The organism is Janthinobacterium sp. HH102, from assembly GCF_001758625.2.
GTDB lineage: Bacteria > Pseudomonadota > Gammaproteobacteria > Burkholderiales > Burkholderiaceae_D > Janthinobacterium.
This window is the reverse complement of the sequence record NZ_CP062062.1, coordinates 3,231,916-3,246,077: the sequence shown is the minus strand read 5'-3', so window position 1 is coordinate 3,246,077 and position 14,162 is coordinate 3,231,916. Positions and strand designations below refer to the sequence as shown.

Below are 14,162 nucleotides of genomic sequence, written 5' to 3'. Positions count from 1 at the left end.
GCAATCCTGATGGAAAAACGCGAAAGTAGCCATGGCAATCCCCTTTCACTTACGTTTATCTTTCGTATTGTGCATTTCGGAATATTGTCTTTTTCTTTTCATGACAACGCCCCGGCCCGCTGGCAGGCCGGGGCGGCGTCACGTCTTAAAAGAACTTGTAGCTGGCCGACAGGGCAAACTGGCGGCCGAACAGGTCCTGGCTATGGTTGTAGCCTTCCCAGCCGTTCGGGTCGTAGTACGGCTGCTTGTTGAACGCGTTCTTCACATTCAAGCCCACGTCCAGGTTCTTGAGCGGCTTCCAGCTGAAGGCCAGGTTCACCGTGGTGTACGACGGCGCGCCCTTGCACTGGCCGGCCGGCAGCGATACCGAGGCGGCGGTGCAATTTTCCGGCGTGTTGTCCTTGTCCCACGGACCGTAGGCCCAGCGCGTCTTGCCGGAATAGTTGATGAAGACGCTGCTGACGAAATTGCGGTAGCTCCAGTCGGCGTTGACTGTCGCGCGGTAGCGCGGCGAATCGTAGTAGCCGACGGTATTGCCCTTGATGTCGCTGCCGTCTTCGCTGTCGTGGGTGTCGCGCTTGCGGATGGTGGCGGCGATGCCGGTACTCAGCTTGCCCCAGTCGCCGAGCGTAAAGCGCGTGCGCGCGTCGATGTCCACGCCGTCCATCAGGGTGCGGCCGCGGTTCGAATACGAGTTGATCAAGCCGCCCAGGTTGCCCACCGAGTAGCCCGGCACGCCGCCCGCGCACACGCCCGCATTGGCGGGATTGGCGCACATGGCCGCCACCGCCGCCATATTGCCCCGGTCCGTGTCCGTCAGGTCGTTGCGGATGGCGCTCGATGTACCTGCCAGGGTCGGGCCGTACTTGTCCACCAGTTCCGTAAACAGTTCGTTGAAGTCCTGGCGCACGATCTCGTCGCGGCGGTTGATGAACCAGTAATCGATGGAGATGCTCACGTCCTTGGCCGGCTGCAGGACCAGGCCCACGGTGGAAATTTTGGCCTTTTCCGGACGCAGGTTCTGGTTCGGCGGCGTCAGGCCGCCTACCGTCGTCGAGCAGTTCGAATTGAGCAGGCTCTTGCCCAGGTCCGCATCCGTCGCCACCCTGGACTTCATCAGGGCGCGCGCCATGGCATTCGTTTCATCGCAGCGCACCGTGTCGCGGATGCCGCCCACCTGGGCAAAGACGCCGCCCGAGCCCGATTCAGCCAGGTTGGGCGCGCGAAAGCCTTCCGAATACGTCCCGCGCAGCATCAGGTCGGGCCGCGCGCGCCAGATCACGCCCAGCTTGGGCGCCAGGTTGGCCGAGAAATGCGGGTATTTGTCCAGGCGCGCGGCCGCGTTGACTTCCAGGGTGTCGCTGAGCGGCACCACCACTTCGCCAAACACGGCGGCGATGGTGCGCTTGCCATCGAACCAGGAACCGCCCTGCTGCGTGATCAGGCCATTGGCCGCATCCGCGTTGCCGGGCGTGAGGAAGCTCTCGCGCATGACGTTGGTGCCCACGGCGGCGCGCACTTCGCGCTCGCCCAGCTTGAACAGCGTGCCTTCCAGCTTGGCGTCCCAGGTCATCAATTTGGTCCAGGATTCGATGGCGAAGGTCGGATAGGCGGCGCGCAGCAGCGCCGCATTGGCTTCGCTGATTTCGCCGAACTTGTAGGCGGGATTGTCGGAGATATACGTGCGGCCGCTGACGGGATCTTTCGTGAACGGGCCGAACGCCTGCTTGAAGCCATTGATATTCAGGTTCGCCGTCTGGAACAGCGTGGAATGGCTGCCCGCCACGCTGAGCGCCGTTTCAAAATCCCAGCCGCCGCCGATGCTGCCGCGCAGGCCGACGAGCGCGCGGTAGTTTTCATCGACATTCTTCTGGCCGAAGTGGCCCGTGGCATCCTGCAGCAGGTAATTCAAACCGGCCGCGCCGCCCATCTTGGCCACCATGTCGGCATCGAGCTTGCCCTTCAGGTAGACGTTGTTGGGACTCAGGAAAGGCGTGGCGAAGGTATTGAGGGTAGTGCCCGTATTGCGCGCGAACCAGTTGTTCGTGCTGCCGCTGTTGAAGCTGGACGGGCCATTCTCGCCGCGCATCTTGATGTGGGTGAACGCACCTTCCGCGAACGCTTCCATGTCGCCGCCCAGCTTCAGCCGGCCGCTCAAGTAGGCCGTGGCGCGCTCCGAAGTGGGACCCGTATCGAGCTGGTTGGGCAGCGCATTCCACACGCAGCGCGTGCCCGACGCTTCGGTGATGCTGTTGTTGCAGCCGGGTGCGGCGCGCTGGGTGCGGGCATTGTTGTTGGCCTTGTCGAAGACAAAGAAGGTCCCCGGATTCATCACGCCCGGCTCGCTGCCCACGCCCACGCGCATGTTCGGGATGAAATTGGGATTGTTCACATAAAAATACGAGGGGCGCTTCTGCCAGGTATCGGCCAGCGCGATGCGGTCGCGCTGGTAGACGTTGACGGAACCGTAGACGTTGTAGCCGTCGCTGGCCAGGTCGCCCACGCCATACAGCACGCTGGCCTGGCGCTCGCCGTACGCTTTCACGCTGGGCGAAAACTCGCCGTTGGCGCGCGCCTCGAGGCCCTGATACGACTTCTTGGTGATCACGTTGATGACGCCGGCGACGGCATCGGAGCCATACACGGCCGACGCACCATCGGTGAGGATTTCCATGCGCTCGATGGCGGCGGCGGGAATGGCGTCGATATTGACGAACATGGTCTGGAAACCGGCCGGCGCGCCATAGAACGACAGGCGGCGGCCATTGAGCAGCACCAGCGTGCCCTGCGCGCCCATGCCGCGCAAGTTCGCCTGCGAGCCGCCATCGGAGCCGGTGAACATCGAACGGAAATCCTGCTGCGCAGGACGGGCGGCAGGCAGGTTGTCCAGCACCTGCAGCAAGGTGAGCGCGCCCATGTTTTCGATCTGCTTGGCATTGATCACCTGCACGGGCGACGCCGTTTCCGCGTTGATGCGCTTCAGGCTGGAACCCGTCACTTCGACGCGCGCCAGTTTCTCCTCCTCCGCTGCCAGCGCCGTCGACGCCAACGCGGTTGAGCCAAGTCCGACCGCCACCATGGCGGACATCAGTTTTTTCAAGTGCATTCCCATCTCCCTTTTATAAGTGATTTGTTTTCGTCAGGCTGCAAGAGCCCCTCCCCGGTCCGAAGAGGGGCTCGTTTTGGTGAAATAATTGAAGTAGTTAGCGCGGCTTGACCGTCGCGCCCTCCGTGCCGGTCAGGACGGCGTTGGCCCAGTTGCCGCAGACCTGGGCCGGGTGGGCGCCGCGCGCGCCCAGGGTGCGCAAACTGAGCTGGCTCAGGCCGCGCACGTCGATTTCGGGTTTGACCACCCCGGGAGCCGTGACCAGGCCGCTGTCGTACAGCAGCCGCTCGCCGCTCCAGACCTGGAATTGCAAGCCGCCCGCGCTGCGGCAGCTATCGTCCACGCCCAGGTCGGCGCGCAGCAGATTCCAGTTGCCCGCCAGCTGCAAGTCGATGCGGCTGGCGGGTCCCACGCCGAGGCCCTTGCGGAACCACAGCCCGTTCATGCGCATCTCGGCGGCCTTGCCGGCCGGCCGGTCTTTCGCGACAGTCTTCGGCAGCGCCAGGTCCGACAGATAGCGCTGTACCTCTTCTCCTTCGGCCACGCGGTGCTCGAGCACGCGGAATTCGGACAAGGTCACGGGCGCCACGTCGGTCGCCAGCGCCGCGTCGAACGCGCGCGCCACCGGGCCCGTTTGCGCCGCCGTCACCATCGGGTCGGTGGACGCGGCGCCATCGCCTTCCGGATTTTGCGTGCTCATGACGCGGAAGCGCAGCAAACGTCCGGCGGTGGCGGGGAAATTGATCGTCTGCACGCCCTGTTCCAGCTTGAGGGTGCCCCGCGCAAGCGGCGCGCCCCACTCGCCGTTGTTGTCGCCGATGTAGATTTCGTAATCCCGAACCTGGCCATGCTTCCAGTGCTGGTCGTTGCGCGGCGCCAGTTCGATGCCATCGACCAGGCGGCGCTCCGTAAAGCCGATCACCCATTCATGCGGACCGCTTTTCACGGACGGGCTGCGCACGGTGCGGAACCAGGTCTCCGGCTTGCCGTCGAAGGCGTTTTCCAGCGGATAGCCGCTTTCTTCCGCAGGACGCGACACCACCTGCATGGCGTCGGCCGGCAAGGCGCGGCCCGGCACGGGGGCGACGGGGAGGTCGGCATCGATACGCGCCACGGCCAGCGCGCCGGCCACCTGCATGGTCAAGGGCTGGCGGATGTCCTGCGCCGCCACTTTCACGTGCAGGGTGCCTTGCCGGTCTGCCGCGTCGAAATACCAGGCATCAAGCGCCTTGTCGTAGGCGGCACGGTCGGCGGCTGCCGCGAGCAGCCGTTCGCCCGCCTTGACGGCGGCAGGTCGCTGGCCCGCCAGCATGCGCAGCGCATAGCCGCGGCGCGCTTCCTGGCCCTGGTACTTGCCATCGACGGCACCGATGTCGACCTGCACGTCGCCGCCCGTCTGGCGCATGCGGATGACTTGCTGGCTGAAGGCGCCGCCCTGGTACTGGCGCGTGTTGCCATCGTCTTCATACAGGGTGTATTCGGAATCGCCGTGCGGGTAGATATCGAGGGTCAGCTGGTCCTTCGGTTTCTGGCCGTCGTACAGCATTTCCGGATACATGGGCAGGATGGCGCCGGCACGCACGAACACGGGCAGCTTGTCCAGCGTGACCTGGAGATCGAGGTCGCGCCCTTTCGCGTCCGCCGTGGCTTGGCGGCCATCCCAGTAGTCGTACCACGTGCCTTGCGGCAGGTGGATGCCCTTGCGCCAGCCGCCGCTGACGGCCTGGCTGCGGTAGACGGGCGCCACCAGCACGTCGCGCCCCAGCAGGAACTGGTATTTATAGGCTTCCGTGTAGGCGGCCGGGTCTTGCGGATAATCCCACATCAGGCCGCGCACCAGCGGCGCGCCCGATTGCTCCGCTTCGCGCACCAGGGTATACATATACGGCGTCAAACGCATCTTGAGCTTCAGATAGCGGCGGTTGATGTCGCGGTACGGTTGCTCGAACCACCACGGATGCTTGCGCTCGGCCGCGGCCCAGCCGGACATGCCCATCAGGACGGGCGTAAAACTCTTCCACTGCAAGTCGCGCAGATAGGTTTCCGGGCTGCCGCCGAAGATGGCGTCGACGTCGCCCGAGGCATACGCCTGGCCGGACAGGCCCGAGCCGATCAGGGTCGGAATGTGCCAGCGGATGTAGTCCCAGCTGGCGCTCTGGTCGCCCGTCCACGCCACGGCGTAGCGCTGGATGCCGGCCCAGCCCATCACCGTCCACAAAAACGGGCGGCTGTCGGAGTTGTTCAGGATGCCGTCGTAGGCCGATTTGTTCGCATCCATGGCGAACTGGTAGCCCTTGCCCGTCCACGCCACGTCCAGCTTTTGCACGCGGCTGCCCGCCTGGCCCACTTCCCAGGCGATCTTGTCGACGCCGTTTTCCGTCCACAGGCCCGTGCGGAAGCCATAGCCGGCCAGGCCCTTCACCGTTTCCGGCAAGTTCGTGTAGCCGCAGCCATAGCCGTCGTTGGGCAAGATCCAGCCGCCCGGCATGTCGTGTTCGCGGTACTGGCGCGCCACGGTTTCCACCACGTCCGGCGTCTTGCCGGTGGGGCCGTCGCTCCAGCCTTTGGGCACGGAACCGGGCTTTTTCACGTTGTCGCCATCGTTGTAGCAATCGGCGTCGCCGTATTCGAGCGCCCAGCGGGGCAGCATGCGCGCGCGGCCCGTCAAGTCCGTGTAGCGGGCGACGACGTCGCGCAAGTCCTTGCCGACGAAGAAATACGCATCGAAGCGCCCTTCCGCGTGCTGCAGCGAGATCTGTTCCTTGTCGCGCAAATCGTAGTGCCCGTCGGACCAGGTATTGCGCAGCATGCCCCAGCCCCGTGAACTCATGAGGAATGGCGCGGGATTCGGCCGGTCGCCCTCTTCCCAGCCGCCCGAATACGACACGGGCACCTGCTTGCCCTTGAATTCGAAGCGCCCATTTTGCTGCCCGCCGCCGAAGTAGCGCTCGCCCGGCAAGCTCGATAGCACCTGCACGCCCTGCTTGTCGTCGAGCGACAGCGGCTGCACTTCGCGCCACAGCGGCACCGCATCGCCCATGCGGTACAAGGTAAGGCGCAAGGGTTTGCGGTCGATGCGCAGGTTCAGGGCTTCGGTGCTGATCAGGATATGGTCGGGATGCTCGCTGATCTCGTATGCCACTTGTGCGGCGGGCTGGCCCACGACGATGGGCGCGGCCTTGTCGCCGGGACCCGTCAAGCCCCCCTTGCCGCCCGCCTGGATGCGCAACACGTCCGCCTGCGGCAGGCTGATACGCAGCTGCATGCCCGTGTCGCTGCGCAGATCCCAGCCCAGCGCCTCGCCCTTGGCCACGTCGGCCGCATGCACGGCGGAGAGCGACTGCAGATTGCCGATAGGCGCGGCTTGCAGGCCAGGAGCGGCCAGGGTGGCAACGGCGGCGAGAACGCAGGCGGCAAGGGCGCGGCGGGGAAGCGGGAGAGGTTTCATCTGCGGGCTTTCAGAAATCGAAGTGATGGAAATACTTTAAGAAGAAAAATAAATATCGTCAATCAAAAGAAAGTTCCTGGACCGATTTATTAATAAAATGCCCAGAATTGGCGCATTTTTCTTACGTTTCACCAAAATGTCACAAAACATACTTTCGTTATCGTGGCATTTCAGCGACAGGCGGCGGCACGACTGGGTTTCATGCGGCAGCGCAACATGATTGATGTCCAGAAAAGCACCAGTTCGACGCCATTATTTCGCAAGCCACACAACTATTTACTTTCGTTTTACTTTCGTATTTGACTTTTCGAAATTTAGTATTTATGCTTTCTCCAACAAACACTTTACTGACCTCTCATGACTACCCTTCTTCAGCGTGACATTCAAACCTGGCGCGACATCGGCGGCCTGCACACGGCCGAGGAAATCGCCCATCAGCCCGCCATCTGGCGCGCGCTGGCCGGCATTTTGCGCAGCGAGCAAGCCAGCCTGGCCGCCTTTCTGGGCGATGCGCTGTCCCATCCACAGCAGCGCGTGATCCTGACGGGTGCCGGCAGCTCGGCGTATGTGGGCGAAATCGCCGTCGACACCCTGAATGCCGCCTGGCCCGCGCAGATCCGCGCCATCGCCACCACCACCCTGCTGACGCACCACGAGCTGTACCTGGAAGCGGATGCGCCCACCCTGCTCGTCTCGTTTGCCCGCAGCGGCGACAGCCCGGAAAGCCTGGCGGCCGTGGAGCTGCTGCGCCAGGTCGTGCCCGGCGCGCGCTTCCTGAACATCACCTGCAACGCCGACGGCAAGCTGGCGCGCCAGGGCGCCAACGACAGCAATACGTATAACCTGCTGATGCCGGAAGGCAGCTGCGACCGCGGCTTCGCCATGACCAGCAGCTTTAGCAGCATGCTGCTGGCGGCCCTGTCGGTACTGGGCAAGGACGTCGACGTGGCGCGCCTGGAGACCCTGGCGCAGCTGGGCGAAGACGCCCTGCGCGACTGGTCTGCCCCCGTGGCGGACCTGGGCTCGACACCCGTGCAGCGCGTGGTCTACCTGGGCAGCGGCCCGCTGGAAGCGCTGGCCAAGGAAGCGGCCCTGAAAATCCTGGAATTGACGGGCGGCCGCGTGATGGCGATGGCAAATACTCCGCTGGGTTTCCGCCATGGCCCGAAATCGGCCGTCACCACGGAGTCCCTGGTGATCCTGCTGCGCAGCAGCAAGCCACTGGCGCGCCAGTACGAATATGATTTGCTCAAGGAGCTGCAGCGCGACAGCGTGGCGCAGACGTGCCTGACGGTAGGCATCGGCGGCGACCTGTCGGCCGACGCGCCGGCCTGGCCCGACGCCTGGCTGGCCCCGCTGTGGCTGCTGATGGCCCAGCAATATGCGCTGCACCAGTCCGCGCTGCTGCAATTGCGCCCCGACAATCCATTCGCCGGCGGCATCGTCAACCGTGTCGTGCAGGGCGTCACCATCTATGGCCATGACCAATTCTAATCACACGGCCGGCTACCACGGCATCGACATCGGCGGCAGCAAGATGGAGCTGGTCGCCTTTGCCGACCGCGACGGCGCACTGACCGAAATGTTCCGCGAGAGAGTCGCCACGCCGGGCGACGATTTTAGCGCCTTCGTGCAGGCGATCGTCGACCTGGTGGCGCGCGGCGACGCGGCACTGGGCACGACGGCGCCTGTCGGCATCGGTTTACCCGGTGTGATCGACAGCGCCAGCGGCCGGCAACTGAGCTCCAACGTGCCGGCCCTGAACGGCCGCCTGGTGGCGCAAACCCTGCAGCAAGCCTTGCAGCGCCCTGTCGCCATCGGCAACGATTGCCAGTGTTTCGCCCTGTCGGAAGCGCAAGGCGGCGCGGCCGACCATGCCGCCAGCATGTTCGGCGCCATCCTCGGCACGGGCGCCGGCGGCGGCTATTGCGTGGGCGGCCAGCTGCTGCGCGGCTTTAACGGCGTGGCCGGCGAATGGGGTCACTGGAGCCTGCCCGCCACCCTGCTGACGCAGCATGGCCTGATCGATTACGCCTGCCCGTGCGGCAAGGCGGGCTGCCTGGAACGCTACGTTTCCGGCCCCGCCATGAGCAAACTTCACGCGCACTTTGGCGGCGATGGCGCCGAACCGCTGGCCATCGTGGCACGCGCCAACATGGGCGACGCCGTGGCCGAACGCACGGTGGCCGTGCACCTCGACTTGCTGGGCCACGCCCTGGCCGGCCTGGTGCTGGCCTACGACCCGCACGTCATCGTGCTCGGTGGCGGCCTGTCCAAATTGCCGCACCTGTACGACAAGCTGCCGGCCGCCGTGAAGCGCCACCTGTTCCCCGGCGTGCACGTGCCGCCCATCCTGCCGCCCCGCTTTGGCGACGCCGGCGGCGCGCGCGGCGCGGCCCTTTTGATACGACAACATATAAAGGCGTCAACATGATGAAGCAAGCGGAAAACCCGACTTTTACCCTGTCGCCCATCCAGCAAGTGATCAAGGCGCACCGCCGCGGCGAGCGCGTGGGCCTGTACGCCGTCTGCTGCAGCCACCCGAGCGTGCTGCGCGCCGCCATGCGCGTGGCCAGCGAGTACGACACCGTGCTGCTGGTCGAAGCGACCTCGAACCAGGTCGACCAGTTCGGCGGCTACACGGGCATGACACCAAACGTTTTCCGCGACACCATGCTGGCACTGGCCCGGGAACAGGGTTTCCCGACCGAGCGCCTGGTGCTGGGCGGCGACCATCTGGGTCCGAACGCCTGGCAGCACCTCGACGCGGCCACCGCCATGGCCCACGCCGAGACCCTGATCGCCGCGTATGCGTCGGCCGGCTTCCATAAAATCCACCTCGATTGCAGCATGCGCTGTGCCGATGATCCCCTGCAGCTCGACGATGAAACCGTGGCCGCCCGTTCGGCGCGCCTGTGCATCGTCGCCGAAGCGGCGGCCGCAGCGGCCGGCTTCGCGCCGCCCGTCTACGTGATCGGCACGGAAGTGCCGGTTCCCGGCGGCGAAGCGTCCTTGGCGCAGGCCGGCGCCGTCACCAGCCCGCAGGCCGCGCGCCGCACCCTCGACGTGCATTGCCGCGCCTTCCTCGACAACGGCCTGCACGACGCCTGGCGCCGCGTCATCGCCATGGTGGTGCAGCCGGGCGTCGATTTCGACCAGAGCAGCATCCAGCACTACGATGCGCAGGCCGCCGCCGAACTGTCGGCCTTTGTCGCCGAGCAGCCTGGCCTCGTGTTCGAAGCCCACTCGACCGACTACCAGCGCGAATCGGCCCTGCACGCCATGGTGCGCGACCATTTCGCCATCCTGAAAGTGGGCCCGGCCGCCACCTTCGCCCTGCGCGAGGCACTGTTCGCCCTGTGCCAGATCGAGGAAGAACTGCTGCCGGCGCACGCCACCTCGCAGCTGATGCAGGTGCTCGACGACGTGATGGTGGCCAAGCCGAAAAACTGGATCAAGCATTACCTGGGCACGCCGGAAGAACAGCGATTGATGCGCCGCTACGGCTTGAGCGACCGTTGCCGCTATTACTGGGGCGAGCCGGAAGTGGCGGCCGCCGTCGGCAAGCTGCTGGCCAACCTCGATGCCGTGGCGATTCCACTGCCGCTGCTGAGCCAGCATTTGCCGGAACAGTATCTGGCCGTGGTGCAGGGCAGCCTGAAAGCGGAAGCGCCAGCCTTGATCGAGCACAAGATCGGCAGCTTGCTGGCGCAATATGCGCGCGCCTGCAACCGCAATGCGGCAGTGGCCGTCATTGCCGAAGCGGCAATCTGTTAAGCTCGGTATTTTCATTTTTTACTGAGCCCGCCACCATGCGAAATACCAGCCAACGCCGTGAATCCATCCTCCAAATGCTTGCCCAGCAGGGCTCGGTGCAGGTGACCGATCTGGTGGAAAAGCTCGGCGTGTCCGCGGTCACCATCCGCAGCGACTTGAATGCGCTGGAAGCGCAAGGCATGGCCACGCGCAGCCACGGCGGCGCGACCCTGACGCGCACGCCGCCGCCCGAGCATACGATACGCCAGAAGGATGCCATCAACCACGAGCAGAAGGAGCGCATCGGCGCCTATGCGGCGCGGCTGGTGGAACCGGGCGACAACATCATCATCGACTCGGGCACCACCACCATCTCGCTGGCGCGCCATCTGCGCGACGCGACGGGCGTGACGGTGGCCACGAATGGCCTGAACATCGCGTGGGAACTGGCCGACGCGCCCGGCGTGGACCTGATCCTCACGGGCGGCCTGCTGCGCAAGCAGTCGCTGTCGATCCAGGGCAGCCAGGCCGAAACCTGCTTGCAGGCCTACAGCTTCGACAAGCTGTTCCTGGGCGTGGACGGTTTCGACCTGCAGTTCGGCGTCACCACCCACCACGAAGCGGAAGCAAGCCTGAACCACAAGATGGTGGAACGGGCCAAGAAAATCATCGTCCTCACGGACGCCTCCAAGTTCGGCCGCGTCAGCCTGCACCGCATCGTGCAGCTGGACCGCGTCGATACCGTCATCACCGATGCCAGCATCAGCCAGGAATACCGCGAAGGGCTGCACAAGCTGGGCATCGAACTTTTTATAGCGGAATAACACATGCTGAGCGGCAGAATCCTTACCCCATCTGGCTGGATCACGGGCACCATCACTTTTGACCAGCGCATCGTCCAGATACAGGAAGACCCTGCCGCCGACAGCGCGCTCACCATCCTGCCCGGCTTCATCGACCTGCACGTGCATGGCGCGGCCGGCGTCGACATCATGGAGGGCGCAAACGCGGGCGCCACGGTGGCGCAGGTGCATGCGCGCCACGGCACCACGGCCCTGCTGGGCACCACACTGACGGCCAAGGAGCCGTCGATCGTGCGCGCGCTGCAAGGACTGGCCGGCGTTATCGCCGAACGTCCCGCCAACGGCGCGCGCATGCTGGGCGTGCACCTGGAAGGACCGTTTTTGAACCTGCACCGCCTGGGCGCGCAGCCGCCCGACGTGGTGCAGGCGAGCCTGGCGCTGGTGCAGCGCTTCCATGCCATCGCCCCGATCAAGGTCTTGACCATGGCGCCGGAAATTCCCGGTCACCTGGAACTGATCCCGCAGCTGGCGGCGATGGGCATCCGCGTGCAGATCGGCCACAGCGCCGGCACGTATGACGAAGGCGTGGCGGCGCTCAAGGCCGGCGTCTCGGGCTTCACCCACCTGTACAACGGCATGACGGGCATGACGCACTACGACCCCGGCATGGTGGGCGCGGCGCTGGCGCATGCCGAATACGCGGAAATCATCCCCGACCTGCAGCATGTGGCCAAGGGCGCCCTGCGCGCGGCCCTGCGCGCCATCCCGCGCCTGTACGGCGTGACGGACGCCACTTCGGCCACCGGCATGCCCGATGGCGAATACGGCCTGGGCACGCAGCGCGTCTACAAATGCATGGGCTGCGTGCGCCTGGCCACGGGCTCGCTGGCCGGCAGCGTGCTGACCATGGACCAGGCCCTGCGCAATTTCGTCGACCTGGGCCTGGACCTGGCCGACGCCTCGAACCGCCTGTCGCTGTACCCGGCCGATTACCTGGGCGAATCCGAACGGGGCCGTTTGGCACCGGGCGCCTGGGCCGATATCGTCGTCCTCGATTCCACACTACAGCCCGTGTCCGTCTTCGTCGAAGGCGCGGCCATCGATCTTTCCACCCGCTAGATTCCGTCTCTAGAACCAGCCCCCAACCTCAACCCCGTCCCGGAGTTACCATGCACGACACGTCACACAAGGGCCCCGTGTGGGCCATGCGCTACCTGCTATTTATTGCCGGCATGGGGGGATTGCTGTACGGCATAGACATCGGCATCATCGCCGGCGCCCTGCCCTACCTGGAATCGACGGCCTCGGTGGCCTGGAAACTGACGGCCCAGCAGCTGAGCTTTATCGTCGCCGCCGTGCTCCTGGGTTCGGTGCTGTCGTCGCTGTTCGCCGGCGCCCTGGCCGACATCCTGGGCCGGCGCTGGGTGATGTTCCTGGCCGGCGCCCTGTTCAGCGCCAGCATCCCGCTGATCGCCCTGGCCGACGGCTACACGCCGCTGCTGCTAGGCCGCCTGCTGCAAGGCATCAGCGGCGGCTTGATCGGCGTCGTCGTGCCCCTGTACCTGGCCGAATGCCTGCCCGCGCAACAGCGTGGGCGCGGTGCCGCCCTGTTCCAGCTGCTGCTGACCATCGGCCTGGTAGCGGCCGCCCTGATCGGCCTGCTGCAGGCGCAGACGGTGGAAACGGCCACGCAGGCGGCGCAGTCGTTGCCGGAAGCGGGCCGCATCGCCGCCATCTTCGCCGCCAAGGACCACGCCTGGCGCAGCATCTTCTGGGTCTGCCTGGCGCCTGGCCTCGTATTCACCATCGGCGCCCTGCTGCTGGCCGAGTCGCCGCGCTGGCTGGCGCGCCGCGGCCGCGTCGAACAGGCGCGCCAGTCGCTGCTGCGCACGCGCCTGCCCGCCGCCGCCGACCTGGAACTGCGCGAAATGCTCGATACGCCCGAGAACGCGGCCAAGGCCAGCGGCAATGCCAGGGCAAAAGACCCGCTCTTGAGCCGCCGCTACGTGCTGCCCTTCCTGCTGGCCTGCCTGATCCTCGCCTGCACGCAGGCGACGGGCATCAATTCCATCCTCGCCTATGTCGTCAATATCCTGAACCAGGCGGGCCTGTCGGGCGCCTCGGCCAATATGGCGGACGTCTTGCTGAAAGTGCTGAACGCCGTGATGACGGTGGTGGCCGTGCTGCTGGTCGACCGCAAGGGCCGCAAGTTCCTGCTGATGCTGGGCACGGGCGGCATCGTCGTCTCGCTGCTGGCGGCCGGCTTGCTGTTCCGCGGCGCCGAAGCCAACCTGGCCGACGTGCGCCCCGCCATCGCCGCCCAGGTGCAAAACGACGGCCTGGCCGTGCACCTCGATGCGGCCACCTTGACGGCCCTGGGCGCGGCCGCCGACGGCACGCCGCAGCAGCTGACCATCGCCTACGCCTACGGTCCGTTCACCAACGTGAAAAGCCTGCGCAGCGACGACCCCGTACTGCGCCAGGTGACGATCGCCCGCGAAGACGCCGTACAGGCCGACAGCGTGATCGGCGTGTTCTTCCGCAAGCTGCACCTGAACCCGTTCGCCGACCCGGCCGCCGGACGCGAGGCGCCGCTGCGCATCGAAAAGGCCAGCCTGGGCCCCGTGCCCCCGTCCACGCACGGCTGGCTGGTGGCGATCGCCATCTGCGTGTTCGTCTCCAGCTTTGCCGTGGGACCGGGCGTGTGCGTGTGGCTGGCCCTGTCCGAGCTGATGCCGACCCGCATCCGCTCGAACGGCATGAGCATCGCCCTGCTGGTCAACCAGTTCGTCTCGACCGTGATCGCCGCCATCTTCCTGCCGACCGTGGGCTTGCACGGTTATTCGACCCTGTTCTTCTTCGGCGCCGGCTGCACCGTGCTGTATTTCCTGGCGGCCGCGTTTTTGTTGCCGGAGACCAAGGGCAAGACCCTGGAAGAGATCGAGGCGCACTTTTCCAAGTAAGCCCGAGTAACCAACTGTAGCAGTCTCCTTTCCAGCCCCGGCCCACCGTCCGGGGCTGTTTTTTTGCCTGCCGGGCAAGTTGACAG

The 14,162-nt window shown here is 65.6% G+C and carries 8 protein-coding genes; 6 read left to right on the top strand and 2 right to left on the bottom strand.

The genetic code is table 11. The features are described 5' to 3' along the window. Nucleotides 1-145: 145 nt before the first annotated feature. Together JAB4_RS14745 and JAB4_RS14740 are read right to left on the bottom strand one after the other, a co-directional pair. Nucleotides 146-3,106 carry a TonB-dependent receptor gene (locus tag JAB4_RS14745; RefSeq protein ID WP_070223649.1) on the bottom strand — a complete coding sequence of 987 codons (2,961 nt, stop codon included), beginning with the start codon at nucleotides 3,104-3,106 and terminating at the stop codon, nucleotides 146-148. 97 nt (nucleotides 3,107-3,203) lie between these two features. Continuing rightward, a complete protein-coding gene (locus JAB4_RS14740; protein WP_227741958.1) occupies nucleotides 3,204-6,554 on the bottom strand; it encodes a TIM-barrel domain-containing protein in 3,351 nt (1,116 codons plus the stop codon). Between the two features lie 357 nt (nucleotides 6,555-6,911). On the opposite strand from JAB4_RS14740, the gene JAB4_RS14735 reads away from it, so the two are divergent. Genes JAB4_RS14735 through JAB4_RS14710 form a run of 6 tightly spaced genes read left to right on the top strand, consistent with a single transcriptional unit; the run spans nucleotide 6,912 to nucleotide 14,076 of the window. Then, nucleotides 6,912-8,048 carry an SIS domain-containing protein gene (locus JAB4_RS14735; protein WP_070223651.1) on the top strand — a complete coding sequence of 379 codons (1,137 nt, stop codon included), beginning with the start codon at nucleotides 6,912-6,914 and terminating at the stop codon, nucleotides 8,046-8,048. Then, entirely contained in the window at nucleotides 8,035-8,988 is a 954-nt protein-coding gene (locus tag JAB4_RS14730) for an ROK family protein (RefSeq protein ID WP_070223653.1), read from the top strand. Before JAB4_RS14735 ends, JAB4_RS14730 begins: the two co-directional genes overlap by 14 nt. Then, the gene (locus tag JAB4_RS14725) at nucleotides 8,988-10,331 is read left to right on the top strand and encodes a D-tagatose-bisphosphate aldolase, class II, non-catalytic subunit (protein ID WP_217494186.1); all 1,344 of its coding nucleotides are present in this window, start codon (nucleotides 8,988-8,990) and stop codon (nucleotides 10,329-10,331) included. Before JAB4_RS14730 ends, JAB4_RS14725 begins: the two co-directional genes overlap by 1 nt. A 35-nt stretch (nucleotides 10,332-10,366) precedes the next feature. Beyond that, a complete protein-coding gene (locus JAB4_RS14720; protein ID WP_070223655.1) occupies nucleotides 10,367-11,134 on the top strand; it encodes a DeoR family transcriptional regulator in 768 nt (255 codons plus the stop codon). A gap of 3 nt (nucleotides 11,135-11,137) precedes the next feature. Next, nucleotides 11,138-12,232 carry an N-acetylglucosamine-6-phosphate deacetylase gene (locus tag JAB4_RS14715; protein WP_070223657.1) on the top strand — a complete coding sequence of 365 codons (1,095 nt, stop codon included), beginning with the start codon at nucleotides 11,138-11,140 and terminating at the stop codon, nucleotides 12,230-12,232. A gap of 50 nt (nucleotides 12,233-12,282) precedes the next feature. Then, on the top strand, nucleotides 12,283-14,076 hold the full coding sequence (locus JAB4_RS14710) for an MFS transporter (protein WP_070223659.1): 1,794 nt from the start codon (nucleotides 12,283-12,285) through the stop codon (nucleotides 14,074-14,076). The last annotated feature ends 86 nt before the right edge of the window (nucleotides 14,077-14,162 follow it).

Coding starts and splice junctions, on each gene's coding strand:
- JAB4_RS14745 (WP_070223649.1), bottom strand. CDS start 3,106: ATGCACTTGAAAAAACTGATGTCCGCCATGGTGGCGGTCGGACTTGGC.
- JAB4_RS14740 (WP_227741958.1), bottom strand. CDS start 6,554: ATGAAACCTCTCCCGCTTCCCCGCCGCGCCCTTGCCGCCTGCGTTCTC.
- JAB4_RS14735 (WP_070223651.1), top strand. CDS start 6,912: ATGACTACCCTTCTTCAGCGTGACATTCAAACCTGGCGCGACATCGGC.
- JAB4_RS14730 (WP_070223653.1), top strand. CDS start 8,035: ATGACCAATTCTAATCACACGGCCGGCTACCACGGCATCGACATCGGC.
- JAB4_RS14725 (WP_217494186.1), top strand. CDS start 8,988: ATGAAGCAAGCGGAAAACCCGACTTTTACCCTGTCGCCCATCCAGCAA.
- JAB4_RS14720 (WP_070223655.1), top strand. CDS start 10,367: ATGCGAAATACCAGCCAACGCCGTGAATCCATCCTCCAAATGCTTGCC.
- JAB4_RS14715 (WP_070223657.1), top strand. CDS start 11,138: ATGCTGAGCGGCAGAATCCTTACCCCATCTGGCTGGATCACGGGCACC.
- JAB4_RS14710 (WP_070223659.1), top strand. CDS start 12,283: ATGCACGACACGTCACACAAGGGCCCCGTGTGGGCCATGCGCTACCTG.